The sequence below is a fragment of the Phytohabitans flavus genome, assembly GCF_011764545.1.
Taxonomy (GTDB): Bacteria; Actinomycetota; Actinomycetes; order Mycobacteriales; family Micromonosporaceae; genus Phytohabitans; species Phytohabitans flavus.
The window spans coordinates 3,854,809-3,868,952 of the sequence record NZ_AP022870.1 but is presented as its reverse complement, the minus strand read 5'-3'; the positions used below and the strand labels follow the sequence as shown (position 1 = coordinate 3,868,952).

Annotated in this window: 9 protein-coding genes and 2 pseudogenes; 9 read left to right on the top strand and 2 right to left on the bottom strand. The window is 70.5% G+C overall.

Features of this window, described 5'->3' with window-relative positions; genetic code table 11:
• Nucleotides 1-46 precede the first annotated feature (46 nt).
• The 4 genes and pseudogenes from Pflav_RS16800 to arc all read left to right on the top strand — a co-directional run bounded on the left by Pflav_RS16800 (nt 47) and on the right by arc (nt 4,660).
• A complete protein-coding gene (locus Pflav_RS16800; protein WP_377308687.1) occupies nt 47-1,198 on the top strand; it encodes a site-2 protease family protein in 1,152 nt (383 codons plus the stop codon).
• A gap of 29 nt (nt 1,199-1,227) precedes the next feature.
• Nucleotides 1,228-2,147 (top strand): annotated as a pseudogene (locus Pflav_RS16795) (tRNA (adenine-N1)-methyltransferase).
• Nucleotides 2,140-2,727 carry a hypothetical protein gene (locus tag Pflav_RS16790; protein ID WP_173037009.1) on the top strand — a complete coding sequence of 196 codons (588 nt, stop codon included), beginning with the start codon at nt 2,140-2,142 and terminating at the stop codon, nt 2,725-2,727. The pseudogene Pflav_RS16795 and the gene Pflav_RS16790 overlap by 8 nt, the downstream one beginning before the upstream one ends.
• A 151-nt stretch (nt 2,728-2,878) precedes the next feature.
• The gene (gene arc / locus Pflav_RS16785) at nt 2,879-4,660 is read left to right on the top strand and encodes a proteasome ATPase (RefSeq protein WP_197938593.1); all 1,782 of its coding nucleotides are present in this window, start codon (nt 2,879-2,881) and stop codon (nt 4,658-4,660) included.
• Nucleotides 4,661-5,720: 1,060 nt separating this feature from the next.
• On the opposite strand, the gene Pflav_RS16780 is transcribed toward arc, so the two are convergent.
• A complete protein-coding gene (locus Pflav_RS16780; protein WP_173037007.1) occupies nt 5,721-6,902 on the bottom strand; it encodes an MFS transporter in 1,182 nt (393 codons plus the stop codon).
• Nucleotides 6,903-6,959: 57 nt separating this feature from the next.
• Here Pflav_RS16780 and Pflav_RS16775 point away from each other — a divergent pair, with 57 nt between their 5' ends.
• Nucleotides 6,960-7,955 (top strand): ArsR/SmtB family transcription factor, encoded by a 996-nt coding sequence (locus Pflav_RS16775; protein WP_232071502.1) that lies wholly within the window; start codon nt 6,960-6,962, stop codon nt 7,953-7,955.
• On the opposite strand, the gene Pflav_RS16770 is transcribed toward Pflav_RS16775, so the two are convergent.
• Complete coding sequence (locus Pflav_RS16770; RefSeq protein WP_173037006.1) at nt 7,932-9,188, bottom strand: hypothetical protein; 1,257 nt, start codon at nt 9,186-9,188, stop codon at nt 7,932-7,934. The genes Pflav_RS16775 and Pflav_RS16770 overlap by 24 nt on opposite strands.
• A gap of 192 nt (nt 9,189-9,380) precedes the next feature.
• Here Pflav_RS16770 and dop point away from each other — a divergent pair, with 192 nt between their 5' ends.
• The 4 genes and pseudogenes from dop (at nt 9,381) to prcA (ending at nt 13,085) form a co-directional block, all read left to right on the top strand.
• Nucleotides 9,381-10,898: a depupylase/deamidase Dop gene (gene dop / locus Pflav_RS16765; protein ID WP_345073541.1), complete on the top strand. Its 1,518-nt coding sequence runs from the start codon at nt 9,381-9,383 to the stop codon at nt 10,896-10,898.
• 92 nt (nt 10,899-10,990) lie between these two features.
• Nucleotides 10,991-11,208 (top strand): annotated as a pseudogene (locus Pflav_RS16760) (ubiquitin-like protein Pup).
• A 138-nt stretch (nt 11,209-11,346) separates the two neighbouring features.
• Nucleotides 11,347-12,186: a proteasome subunit beta gene (gene prcB, locus Pflav_RS16755; protein WP_173037005.1), complete on the top strand. Its 840-nt coding sequence runs from the start codon at nt 11,347-11,349 to the stop codon at nt 12,184-12,186.
• A 53-nt stretch (nt 12,187-12,239) separates the two neighbouring features.
• Nucleotides 12,240-13,085: a proteasome subunit alpha gene (gene prcA / locus Pflav_RS16750; protein WP_173037004.1), complete on the top strand. Its 846-nt coding sequence runs from the start codon at nt 12,240-12,242 to the stop codon at nt 13,083-13,085.
• Nucleotides 13,086-14,144 lie beyond the last annotated feature (1,059 nt).

Here is a 14,144-nt window from a genome sequence, read left to right as displayed (position 1 = left end):
CTGTCACCTACGCGCTCGCGCGCTCACCAACCCGTAGCATCGAGGGGTGGAGGATCGCGCGCGGCAGGACCGGACCGACCGCCGACCGGGTCTCGCCGTCGGGCGGGTGCTCGGCGTCCCGGTGTACCTGAATGCCTCGATGCTCCTGCTAGCCGTCCTCGTCACGGTCATCTACGGCGAGTTCGTCCGCCGTGAGCTGGACCTTTCGCAGCCCGCGGGGTATGCGATCGGGTTCGGTTTCGTCGTCTGCCTGCTCGGATCGGTGCTCCTGCACGAACTCGGCCACGCATTGACGGCGCGCCGGTACGGTATCGGCGTGCGGGGCATCACACTGGAGCTCCTCGGTGGATACACCGAGATGGACCGTGACGCGCCCAGCCCGAAGGTCGACCTCTATGTCTCGCTCGCCGGGCCGGCCGTGTCGCTGGTGCTCGGCGTGATCGCCACCGTGGCGACGCTCGCGCTGCCCGACCGTACGCTGATCAACCAGCTCGCCTTCCAGCTCGCGGTGAGCAACGTCGTGGTGGCGGTCTTCAACTCGCTGCCCGGGCTGCCGCTGGACGGCGGCCGGGCGCTCCGCGCGGCGGTGTGGGCGCTCAGCCGCGACCGCCACCTGGGCACTGAGGTCGCCGGCTGGGTGGGACGGGTCGTGGCGCTCGGCACCGCCGCCGCGGTCGCGGTGTTGACGGCGGTCGGCGTGCTGTCCACGTTCGGGCTTGTGTTCATGCTGCTCGTGGCGTTCACGATGTGGCAGGGCGCCGGTCAGGCGATCCGGGTCGCCAAGATCAGCCGGCGCTTCCCGCTCATCGACCTGGCGCGGCTGGCCCGCCCGGTGTTCTCCGTCCCCACCGGTACCCCGCTCGCCGAGGCCCAGCGGCGCGGCACCGACGCCGGCCACGCGGGCGCCTCGCTCGGGGTGTCCGACTCGGCCGGTCGCCTCGTCGCGCTCGTCGACCGGGCCGCCGCCGCGGCCGTGCCCGCCGAGCGCCGCCCCTGGGTGGCGGTCGACGCGGTGGCCCGGGGGATCGACGGCATTCACACGATCCCGGTCGGGACCAGTGGCGAGCAGGTGATCAAGGCGGTCCAGGCGCACCCCGGCGCGCAGTACCTCGTCACGGCGGGCGACGATGTCGTCGGCGTCCTCCACGTCGCCGACCTCGCCCAGCTGTTGGAACCGAACCGGAAGATGACAACGTGACCTCCGCCGCCCTCTCCGACGTCGACTCGATGCCCGCCCACCGCGGGCCCTTCCGCCCTGGCGACCGGGTGCAGCTCACCGATCCCAAGGGCCGGATGCACACGATCGTGCTGGAGCCCGGCCGCTCGTTCCACACCCACCGGGGCGCGCTGGAGCACGACGCGCTGATCGGCCTCCCGGACGGCAGCGTGGTGACATCCAGCGGCGGTACGGCGTATCTCGCGCTCCGCCCGCTGCTGTCCGACTATGTTCTGTCGATGCCGCGCGGTGCCCAGGTGATCTACCCGAAGGATTCGGCGCAGATCGTCGCGATGGGCGACATCTTCCCCGGTGCGAAGGTCCTGGAGGCCGGCGCCGGCTCCGGTGCGCTCTCCTGCTCGCTGCTGCGCGCGGTCGGTACGTCCGGCGAGCTGCACTCCTGGGAGGTACGGGACGACTTCGCGGCGATCGCCCGGAAGAACGTCGAGGCGTTCTTCGGCGGCCCCCACCCCGCCTGGAGCCTGCATGTCGGCGACGTGGTGGAATGCGACGAAACAGGCTTCGACCGGATCATCCTGGACATGCTCACCCCGTGGGAGCCGCTCGACCTTGTCGAGCGGGCGCTCGTGCCCGGCGGCGTCTTCATCGGGTACGTGGCGACGGTCCCCAGCTCTCCGAGCTCGTCGAGGCCCTGCGCGAGCGCGGCTGCTTCACCGAGCCGCGGGCGTGGGAGAGCCTCGTGCGCGACTGGCACGCCGACGGACTCGCCGTGCGCCCCGACCACCGGATGATCGCCCACACGGCGTTCCTGGTCTCGAGCCGGCGCCTCGCGCCCGGCGTCACCGCCCCGCCGCGCCGCCGCAAGCCGAGCAAGGGCGCGGAGGCATACGCGGCGCGTAAGGCGGCGGCCGCGGTCCCGCCGCCGTTGGGCGCGCCCGAGCGGGGTGAGGAGGCCGACACGAGTGGCTAGGCCGGCGTTCGGAGGTGGTGAGCTGCCCGCTGTCTTTCCTGACTGGTCCCCGTACCAGGACCTGGACTCGGCGGCGCGGGCCTACCTGCGCGACCCCGACGTGGCCCTGGAGGCCCTCGGCGGGGTGCTGCGCGGCGCCACCGTGCTCGGCTTCACGCTCGAACGCTTCGTCAACGAGGTCAACGGCGTCTGGCAGGAGGTCGTGGTCTGCGACGGCAGCCGCCTCATCCTGTGGCACGGCGAGGATGTGGCGCCCGGCGACGGCCCGCCCGGCTCGATGACCTCGTCGCTGCGGGTCGTGCCGCTCTCGAGCGTCACCGAGGTAGGCTGTCGTAGGCGCCTGACGCGCACCGCGGGCGGACAGGCTCGGGTCGACAGTATCGACGTGTACCTGCTGCTCAGCTCCCTCGACGAGGCCGGTCCCAACCCTGCCGCGCCCGCCGAGGACCAGGGCAACTCGGTGCGTCACGACGCCCTCCGGTTCGGAAAAACCCTGGACGACGGCGGCGCCGGACAAATCACTCGCCTGGAGGAGTTCGCCCGGCTCGTCGCGTCGATGGTCGGACGCCCGACACTTTGAGGAATGCACCGCTGCTCGGCGGGCATTACCACTGCTGCTCACCCGCCGATACAGATCAAGAGTCAGTGACGAGGGTGTTGCGTAGGTTCGATTAGCCGTAACAGCGGTTAGTGTTATGGCAGTACGTTCAAGCCCCCCGGGGAGGTGGGACGTGGCACGCAGCGACGACGCGGATTCGCGCGCCGCACGGTGGGAGAAGGAGGCCCACGATCTCTCCACTCAGGTCGCGTTCCTTCAGGAGGAACTCGCTCTGGTGCGGCGCAAGCTGACCGAAAGCCCACGACACGTCCGGCAGCTCGAGGAGCGGCTAGCGGCAACGCAGGCGCAGCTGGCCCGACTGACCGAAAACAACGAGCGGCTCGTGAGCACTCTCAAGGAGGCTCGGGCCCAGATCGTGACGCTCAAGGAAGAGATCGACCGCCTGGCGCAGCCGCCGAGCGGTTACGGGGTCTTCCTGGCCAAGCACGACGACGGCACCGTCGACGTGTTCACCGGCGGGCGAAAGCTCCGGGTGGCGGTGTCCCCGTCACTCGACGTCGACGAGCTACGGCGCGGGCAGGAAGTCCTGCTCAACGACGCGCTCAACATCGTCGACGCGTTCGGTTACGAGCGGGTCGGCGAAGTGGTCATGCTCAAGGAGGTGCTGGAGCACCCCGCAGGCGGTCCGGGTGACCGGGCGCTGGTGGTGTCCCACGCCGACGAGGAGCGGATCGTCCACCTCGCGGAGACGCTGATCGGCGCGCCGCTGCGCGCGGGTGACTCGCTGATGATCGAGCCCCGCTCGGCGTACGCGTACGAGCGGATCCCGAAGAGCGAGGTCGAGGAGCTCGTGCTGGAGGAGGTGCCCGACGTCGGTTACGAGGACATCGGTGGCCTCCAGTCCCAGATCGAGCAGATCCGTGACGCGGTCGAGCTGCCGTTCCTGCACTCCGACCTCTTCCGGGAGCACCAGCTGCGCCCGCCGAAGGGCATCCTGCTCTACGGCCCGCCCGGCTGTGGCAAGACGATGATCGCCAAGGCGGTGGCCAACTCGCTGGCCAAGAAGATCGCCGAGGGCCGGGGCGAGGAGAAGCACACCAGCTACTTCCTCAACATCAAGGGTCCTGAGCTGCTCAACAAGTACGTGGGTGAGACCGAGCGGCACATCCGGCTGATCTTCCAGCGGGCCCGCGAGAAGGCTGGCGAGGGCACGCCGGTCATCGTGTTCTTCGACGAGATGGACTCGGTGTTCCGCACCCGCGGCTCCGGCGTCTCCTCCGACGTGGAAAACACCATCGTCCCGCAGCTCCTCAGCGAGATCGACGGTGTGGAGGGCCTGGAAAACGTCATCGTGATCGGCGCGTCCAACCGCGAGGACATGATCGACCCAGCCATCCTCCGCCCGGGCCGCCTCGACGTGAAGATCAAGATCGAGCGTCCGGACGCCGAGGCCGCGCGGGACATCTTCTCGAAGTACATCCTGACCGGGCTGCCCCTGCACCCCGACGACCTCACCGAGCACGGCGGCGACTCGCAGTCCACCGTCGCCGCGATGATCGAGGCGGTCGTCCTGCGCATGTACTCCGAGACCGAGGAGAACCGCTTCCTCGAGGTCACGTACGCGAATGGCGACAAGGAGGTCCTGTACTTCAAGGACTTCAACTCCGGCGCCATGATCCAGAACATCGTCGACCGCGGCAAGAAGATGGCCATCAAGGAGTTCCTGTCGTCGGGCCGCAAGGGCCTGCGGCTACAGCACCTGCTGGACGCCTGCGTCGACGAGTTCCGGGAGAACGAGGACCTGCCCAACACCACCAACCCGGACGACTGGGCCCGCATCTCCGGCAAGAAGGGCGAGCGGATCGTGTACATCCGGACGCTCGTCTCCGGTGGCAAGGGCGCCGAGGCCGGCCGCTCCATCGACACCGTCAGCAACACGGGCCAGTACCTCTAGCCCGCCGCTCGCTCAGGAAGGGCCCCGCACGCTCAGTGCGGGGCCCTTCTTCTTGCAAGATCCGAGCTACCGCGACGCCCGCGGTGGTCCGGACCCGATGCCGCTCAGCCTAGTTTGATCTAGAGGATCCATTCCAAGGCAGATCTGGGCTACCGCGATGTTCGTCGTGGTCCGGACCGCTGCTCCCGCGGCCTCACCCTCCGCGTCTCACAACCCCACCCCTTCCCGCGGGCACCCGGGCGGGCCGGCGGCGGGACCGCGGCCCCGGTGGAGCTCAAAAGTTGGGCGCACCGATGCGCCCGCCCGACCGGTGTGGGGCACTCACCCAACCGCAGACCAAGCCGACCGCCGTGCGGGCGACCCGGCAGGCTGGCGGCGGGCGATCCAGGCCCCGATTCCGGGCCGCCGCGTCGTCAGCGGCTGGGCAGACTTCCGGATCTAGAGATCTGGGGTTGGGGTTTCGGGCTTGTCCACAATCGACGCTTCGCGTCGATTGTTTTCGCCGATTTGTCCCATATCTGGGGCGTCAGGATCGGGTGATGCCGGACCGCGAGGACCTGGTTTCCTTCGACCGCTCGGACGGCTTCCCGCTGTATCGCCGATCAAGGGATACGTGGGGTCCTGGCGCGGGCTCCAGCCTTTGTGAACGTTTCCTGTTGCCCTGGCAACGGGAAACGTTCACAAACCGGGGCCGTGGGACGCGGAGGGTGAGGCCGCGGAGCTGCGGTCTGGATCCAATGCCGCTTAGCTTAAGTCGATCATGAGGTCGGGTTGCGCCGCGTGAGCGGGGAACATCCTTCCGCTGTAAGGGCCAGGCCAGGCCGTACCTGGCACTCCATGCCGTCTCGGAGAATGCCCGGGTCATCGCCCTGGATTGTCTGTTCCCAGGGGGTACGGCGCCCGCGTGTCGCGGTGCGGTGGGCGATGTCCCCGACATTGCCCACTCGGGGTCGTGGACCGCGCAGGGTGAGGCCGCGGGAGCAGCGGTCCGGACCACCACGGACGTCGCGGTAGCTCAGGTCTTGGCATAGATCGTCTAGATCCTGAGGTCTCCGCCGCCTCAACGGCTGAGCGCCGACCGCGACCCGCCGGCGGTGGGCTGGGGTGAGCGGCGGTCCACCGCGGGCACCAGGAGCAACCCCGCCGCGGCGCCGCCTACGCCGAGTGCCGCGCAGGCCCACCACAGCGCCGCCGGGCCCAGGCATGTGTAGGCCAGGGCGCCGACCGCCGGGCCGAGGAACATGCCCAGACCCGACGCCATGCCGAACAGGCCCTGGTAAGCGCCCTGCGCGCCGGATGGGGCGAGGTCGGCGACGATGGCCGCGGCGAAGCCGTACGCCCCGATCTCGCCGAGCGTCCACACCGCCGTCGCCGCCAGGTGGGCGGGTGTGGTGTCGGCCAGGCCGGTCAGCGCCATGCCCACGCCGAAGACCGCCCACGAGGCCGCGACCACGACCAGCGGGCGGAAGCGGCTCAGCCACCGTACGAGCAGCGGCTGCGCGCACACGATGAGGCCGGCGTTGAGCGTGCTGACCAGCCCGAACGTCGACGGCGGCAGCCCGTCGTCGCGGATCGCGAGCGGGAGGCCGTACCGGTACTGGGCGAACACGAGCATGTGCCCGAGCATCAGCAGCGTCAACCCGACCAGCAGCGGGTCGCCCAAGCCGGCGCGGCCGGGCGAGGAGGGCCGTGGGCCCGCGGGGCGATCGCGGGGGAGCCCGAAGCCGACCAGCGCGGCGCAGGCCAGTGCGGCGGCGATGTTGAGGGCGAAGAGGAGGCCGAACCCGTGGCCGGCGAGAAACCCGGCCATCGCGCCGGCCACGGCCGCGCCGATGTTGAAGGCCCAGTGCAGCATGCCGAACGCGCGCGAGCGGGCCGGGCCCTCGATGCTGTCGGCCACGAGGGCGTAGGCGGCCGGCTGGGGGAGGCTGGTCACCACGCCGAGCGCGACGGCGGCCGCGGTCGCCAGGGCGGCGGTGCCGGCCACGGCGAGGAGCGGAAGGCAGGCGGCGGTGCCGGCCAGGCCGGCGACCATCGTGGCGCGGCGGCCGATCGTGTCGGCGAGGTAGCCGCCCGCCGGCCGCCCGGCTACCGCGCCCAGGCCGAACCCGGCGACGACCGCGCCCACCTGCCCGGGAGTGAGCCCGGCGCCGGCGAGGTAGAGGGCCAGGAACGGCACGACCACGCCGCCCGTGCGGTTGACGACCTGGCTGGTGAAGAGGATCCAGTACGTGCGGGGCATGGGAACACCCTCGGCGTACCGTGGCGGCGGAGCGATGGATTCGACTGGAGCCAAATCGTGGAGCAGTTCACCCTGACCCTGTCCGCACCGGCGGCCGGGCGCACGCGGTTCGCGTACTCGGTGGTCAAGGAGGTCGTGCAGAGCGTCCGGACGCTCGGCGACCCGGCCAGCCACGCCCTCCACCTGCCCTGGGTCACCGCCACCAGGCCAGCGGTCGCTGCCCTCGACCTCGACCTGCTGGCCGCGCTCGTGCCGGTGCCGACCACGTACCTGCCGGACTTCTTCACACCCCGCGACGTCACCCTCGAGCCCGAGCTCGGCACCGAGCTGGCCCAGCTGCGCGCCGCGCCGGCCGCCCGGGTGCGCGCCGGGATCGACCGCCTACCCGTGGCGACCCGGGACACTCCGGCGGTGCGCGCGCTCCACGACCGGCCCAGAGCCGGGCTGCGCCGCCTGGCCGAGCAGATCGAGGCGTACTGGGAGGTCGCGATCGCGCCGCACTGGCCGCGCATGCGGCGGGTCCTCGACGGCGACGTCCGCTACCGCGCCAAGCGCATCGCCGAGGGCGGCCTGGACCGCCTCTTCGCCGACCTCCACCCTCGGGTGAGCTGGTCCGGCGGCACTATGCGGGTGGCGCACCACAGCCTGCGCGCCGCGCGCACCTCCCTGGAGGACGGGCTGCTGCTCGTACCGTCGATCTTCTGCTGGCCGGGTGTCTACTCGGCCAGCGCGCCGTGGCGGCAGCCGATGCTCACGTACCCGGCGAGGGGTGTGGCAACGCTGTGGGAGACCGGCGGTGCGGCGCCGCCCGCCGCGCTGGCCGGTGTGCTCGGGGCGACGCGGGCGCGGCTGCTCGCCGAGCTCGGTACCCCCGCGTCCACCACGGACCTGGCGGCCCGGACGGGCCTGGCCGCAGGCAGCGTCTCCGCCCAGCTGACCGCGTTGCGGGCGGCCGGCCTGACGGCCGCGCACCGCGACGGGCGGGTGGTCCTCTATGCGCGGACGGCGGCCGCCGACGCGCTGCTGCGCTCAGCCGCTGGCGCTGGCGGGTGAGGCCGGCTCGGGGGTGGCGCGTCGGAAAGCCGGCAGCAGGCCCTTCGCGACGCGGTCGAGGAGCACCGCCACCGCCACCACCAGCGCGGGCAGCATCGGCAGCTCGTACCGGAACATGGTCGTGAAGGGCGCGATGAGGAAGATGCCGGTGGCACCGACCCACGCGGACAGCACCAGCCACGGGACCACCGTGCGCCACGCGACCACGCTGGCCACGATCGACAGCACCAGCAGCAGCACAAGCGGCCAGCTGGAGAGCACGATGGTGGCCTCCTTGGCGAGCGCGGTGGGCACCACCTCGCGGTACCACGGCATCGCCTCGGTCACCGTGCGGGCCCGGCCCCCGGTCATGCTGTAGAAGTGGTCGGTGCTGCTCAGCGGCTCGCTGATCACCTTGCTCCAGATGGCCCCGGCGACCACGCCGGCCGCGGCACCGGCGGCGGCCGCGGTCCAGGAGCGCCAGCGGCCGCGGTCGCACAGCATCGCCCAGAGCCACACCGCGGCGACCGTGGCCACCGTGTACGGCGTGATGACCCGCGCGGTGCCGACCAGGAACGTGACAAGCGCCAGGCCCGCCACCGTCCACTTGGTCGCCGGCTTGCGCCAGGGGAGCAGCAGCAGTGTCGCGGTGTGCAGCAGCAGCGCGAGCGAGTCGGTCAGGCCGCCGACGCACCACTTGGCGATCAGCGGGGAGGCGACCGCGAGCACGCCGGCCGCCATCGAGGCGGGGACCGAGGCGTGCACGGTGGCGAAGCGGTAGATCAGGTACATCGCGACGACGAACGCGATGCCCGGCACCACCACGATGCCGCCGGGGCCGAAGAGCGCCACCCACGGGACCGACAGCAGCGGCAGCAGCACCCGAGGTCGGTAGCTGAGGGTGAACGGCTGGGACGCCCACAGGTAGTCGTACGGCTTGAAGGTGGCGTTCTCGCGGATGTAGTCCATCACGATCTGCTCGCCGTGCGCGTTGTCGTACCCCATGTAGCGATACGTATAGATCAAGTACCACTGGGAGTCGGGGAAGATCTGGTGCGTCTTCGCGTACGTCCAGATCATCGCGGTGACGGTCGCCGCCAGCACCACCAGAGCGCCCCACGCGAACGGTCCGGACGGCAGGCGCAACCTTCTCGCCGGCGCCTTGGTGGGTTGCTCTTCGGCCGAGGGGGCCGGCACCGCGGCCTTCTTCTCCTCGTCCGACGGGACGGCTCTCGTGACCGTCAGCTCGCCCACCCGCTACGCTCCCTTGCCTGGTCGCTGGACGTTTGCCGTGCGCCGCCTACTGGGCCGCGTCATGATACCGGGAGCGTAGTCCCGCAGAGTCTGCGCAACCCCACCCGGTGCGGTGCAGCGCGGAGCGCTACCGGCGGACTACGCTCGACAGGTGGCGCGTACGCACCTGGGCGGCAGTGAGGTAGGCAAGGCATGAGTGTTCGGCGGATCATGGGAACCGAGGTCGAGTACGGCATCTCGGTGCCCGGCCAGCCCGGGGCCAACCCGATGGTCACCTCGTCCCAGGTGGTCAACGCGTATGGAGCCCGGCCCGAGCTGACCCGCGGCGGGCGGGCGCGGTGGGACTACGAGGAAGAGTCGCCGCTACGGGACGCGCGCGGCTTCACCTATTCCGGGGCAGCCTACGACCCCGCCGAGGCACTGGCCGACGAGGATCTGGGCCTGGCCAACGTGATCCTCACCAACGGCGCCCGGCTGTATGTGGATCACGCGCACCCGGAGTACTCGACGCCCGAGGTGACAAATCCGCTCGACGTGGTCAAGTGGGACAAGGCCGGCGAGCGCGTGATGGCCGAGGCGTCACGGCGTGCCGCCACCATCCCCGGCACGCACCCGATCCACCTGTACAAGAACAACACCGACAACAAAGGCGCCAGCTACGGCGCGCACGAAAACTACCTGATGCGCCGCCAGACGCCATTCGCGGACATCGTGGCGTACCTGACGCCGTTCTTCGTCACCCGCCAGATCGTGTGCGGCGCGGGGCGGGTGGGGATCGGGCAGGACGGGTCGCAGCCCGGCTTCCAGATCTCGCAGCGTGCCGACTTCTTCGAGGTCGAGGTGGGGCTGGAGACCACGCTCAAGCGCCCCATCATCAACACCCGGGACGAGCCGCACGCCGACGCCGACAAGTACCGGCGGCTGCACGTGATCATCGGCGACGCCAACCTCTCCGAGATCTCCACGTACCTCAAGGTGGGCGCCACCGCGCTGGTGCTCACGATGATCGAGGAAAAGGCGCTCACGCCCGACCTCGGCATCGCCGACCCGGTCTCCGAGCTCAAGGCGGTCAGCCACGACCCCTCGCTCACCCACCTGATGCGGCTGCGCGACGGGCGCCGGCTCACCGCGCTCGACCTCCAGTGGGCCTACTTCGAGCGGACCAAGTCCTTTGTGGACGAGCGGTACGGCGCGGACGCCGACGCCGCCACCATCGACGTCCTGGCCCGCTGGGAGAGCGTGCTCGACCGCCTCGGCCGCGACCCGATGCTCTGCGCCGACGAGCTCGACTGGGTGGCCAAGCTGCGGCTGCTGGAGGGCTACCGGGAGCGGGAGAAGCTCGGCTGGGCCTCGCACAAGCTCCAGCTCGTCGACCTCCAGTACTCGGACGTCCGCCCGGAAAAGGGCCTCTACCACCGCCTGGTCGCCCGCGGCTCGATGAAGACGCTGCTGGAGGACGAGCAGACCCGCCGCGCGATGGTCGACCCGCCGGAGGACACCCGGGCGTACTTCCGGGGGCGCTGCCTCGCCCAGTACGCCTCCGAGGTGGTCGCCGCCAGCTGGGACTCGGTCATCTTCGACGTGGGGCGGGAGTCGCTCGTGCGGGTGCCCATGATGGAGCCCGAGCGCGGGACCCGCAAGCATGTCGGTGCCCTCTTCGACCGCTGCGCCAGCGCCAAGGACCTGCTCGAGGCGATCACGGGCGGGTGACCGCTCCGCCATCCGCGAAACGTCTGCGCGGCGCGGCTTTTCCGTGGCACGGGCGAGGTAGTTTTTCAGCAAGCGATGTTGAGGAGGACCCGATGGCTACCCGTGACACCGGCGGTCAGTCGCAGTCCGGCAAGGCCCGCCGCGACGAGGAAGTCGACGAGGCCCCGGCCCCCGAAGCCAACCCTGAGGTTGCCGAGCGCCACGCCGAGATCACCGAGGACGTCGACGACCTCCTCGACGAGATCGACTCCGTGCTCGAGGAAAACGCAGAAGAATTCGTCAGGGGTACGTCCAGAAGGGGGGAGAGTGATAGCTTTTGTCCGATTCACCCCCTGTGCGAGCGGCCCGTCCGCTCGCACCAGCTTCACCGCGCCGGTAACGGTGAGGATCTCCACCGGGACGATGTGGAGTATCTTGCCAAGGCGATCACCTACCTGAAGGGAAGCACGTGCCAGCGGGTTTTGATCCATCCCGGCGTCTACCAGATTTTTTCGCGAACCCGGGGACGTCCTCCTTCACGCAGTTTCTCAGCCTGAACGCGCCCGAGCTGCTGCCCGGCCGCCGTCCGCTCCCGCCGGGATACTCGGCGGACCTCGCGCCGCACGCGACCACGGTCGTCTCGATCGTCTGCGCGGGCGGCGTGGTGATGGCCGGTGACCGGCGCGCGACCGCGGGCAACCTGATCGCCAGCCGCGACATCGAAAAGGTGCACCCGGCCGACCCGTACTCGCTGGTGGGCATGGCCGGCACCGCGGGCGTCGGCATCGAGCTGATCAAGCTGTTCCAGGTGGAGCTCGAGCACTACGAGAAGATCGAGGGCGCGATGCTCTCGCTCGACGGCAAGGCCAACCGCCTCGCCGCGCTCGTGCGCAACAACCTCGGCGCGGCCATGCAGGGCCTCGCGGTCGTCCCGATCTTCGCCGGCGTGGACCTCGCGGCCACCGACCCGACCAAGGTGGGGCGCATCTTCAGCTTCGACGTGGCCGGTGGCCTCTACGAGGAGACCGGGTACGACGGGATCGGCTCCGGCTCGCTCTTCGCCAAGTCGGCGCTCAAGAAGCGGTACCGTACCGGCCTGTCCGTCGACGAGGCGGTGACGCTCGGCGTGGAGGCGCTGTACGACGCGGCCGACGACGACACCGCCACCGGCGGCCCGGACCTGACCCGCAAGATCTACCCGGTGGTCATGAGCGCGACCACCGAGGGGACCCGCCGCCACACCGACGAGGAGGTCGGCGCGATAGCCGAGGCCGTCGTCGCCCGCCGCATGGAGAACATCGGCGGCTGACCCAGCGCCAACCTGGTCTCCGCCCTTATCTCGCCTGAAGGAGAGCCGCCGTCGTGGCAATGCAGTTCTACGCCTCACCCGAGCAGATCATGCGCGACCGCTCGGAGCACGCCCGCAAGGGCATCTCCCGCGGTCGCAGCGCCGTGGTGCTCACGTACGAGGGCGGGGTGCTGTTCGTCGCGGAAAACCTCACCTCGCTGCGCAAGGTGAGCGAGATCTACGACCGCATCGGGTTCGCGGCCGTGGGGCGGTACAACGAGTTCGAAAACCTGCGCCGCGCCGGCGTGCGGAAGGCCGACCTCGACGGGTACAGCTACGACCGCCGCGACGTCACCGGCCGCGCGATCGCCAACGCGTACGCGCACGCGCTCGGCGCCATCTTCACCGAGCAGGTGAAGGCGTACGAGGTGGAGATCTGCGTCGCCGAGGTGGGCGCCACGGCCGAGGCGGACGAGATCTACCGGATCACGTACGACGGATCGGTGCAGGACGAGCCCGGTGTGATGGCGATGGGCGGCCAGGCCGAGGCCATCTCCGGCGCGCTGAAGGAGGCCCACCGGGTCGACCTGTCGCTCGGCGAGGCGGTGCGGCTGGCAGTGAAGGCGCTGGGCAGCGTCGGCGGCGAGGGCGGGCAGCCGCGCACGCTCGGCGCCGGGCAGCTCGAGGTGGCGGTGCTCGACCGGCGCCGCACGGGACGCACGTTCCGCCGGATCACCGGGGTCGCCCTGACGTCGCTGCTCACCGAGGCCGCCCCGGCCGAGGAGGAGACGGACGTCACCGAGTCGCCCTCGGAGCCGCCACCGGCTCAGGAGCGGAAGGCGCCGACCCAGTCGGCCGGCTCCGACGACCTGGAGATCCTGGACGACATCGACGAGGCCGAGGGCGAGTCCAAGGAGTAGGGCGCGGCTCAAACCAGGAGCTGAGCTTTTCCCCGGTCCGCGTCAGCTGCGGACCGTATGCTCCCGCGGGCACCGCGGAGGTCGGCGGCTCGCTGGCGCTCGCCGAGATCTCCGACCTCCGCTGCCGGGTCCGCGGTGCAAGCCCAACCCCCGGCTGTTCCTGTTCTCGCGAGCTGTCGAGCTGGGCGCGTCGCCGCGCCCAGCCGCAGACCCACGACTGTGGCCCCGGACGCGGCCCCCTGCCACCAGGGGTGCTGGGCGCATCGATGCGCCCAGCACGGCCGCGCCCAGAAGTCCGGGCCAGTGGCGGCCGGCTGACCCGCCTGCGGCCTCGCCCCTTCGCGGTCCACGATCCAACCCCCGCCCAGCATTGTGGTCGGTGAGGCCGCAGCCGCCGCCTGTCCTACGTGCCGATCGGAGGCTGGCCGCACGTTTCCCTTGATCGGGGCTCCAGCCGGACGCAATCCGGCAGATCGTGGTATTTGACTGCTCCTATGGCGACAGCTGAGTACCACGATCACGAACCTGCTCCGCCCCGCCGGGGCGATCGAGGGAAACCAGGGGTTTTCGGTCGCCGCAGGGCCGGCGGCACTCAGTTCCGAAGCCCGCAATATGCGGACAAATCAGCCACCTGACGTCCCGCTGCTGCCAAGCCCAAGAGATCTTGTCGACTTCCTGTCGTCCTGGCGGCAAGAAGTCGACAAGATCTAGAGATCCTTCGGATCAAAGGTGGTGGGGTCGCGCTGCGTCGCTCGGGGTTTGCGGTTACCCCATTTCTTGCCTCCGGCGGGGATCTCCGGCCTCCGGGATGGCGCTGAGGGTGGGTGCTGGGTGCGCGCCTGGCGTCGCTGCTGGTGGTGACCTCGGTGGTGATCGGTCGCCCGATATCTACACGACACGCCGACGCGGATTCTGGGCGAACGATCATCAGAGCCCTCATAGCGGGACTGACTCGTCGGGCTTTGTGAGGACTTGTGGCTGCCAGGGCGACCACAAGTCCTCACAAAGCCACCCCCTCGCGACACGGTGACGGACATCGTGGCGGCTCAGATCCCGACG

Coding starts and splice junctions, on each gene's coding strand:
- Pflav_RS16780 (WP_173037007.1), bottom strand. CDS start 6,902: ATGCCCCGCACGTACTGGATCCTCTTCACCAGCCAGGTCGTCAACCGC.
- dop (WP_345073541.1), top strand. CDS start 9,381: ATGAGTGTTCGGCGGATCATGGGAACCGAGGTCGAGTACGGCATCTCG.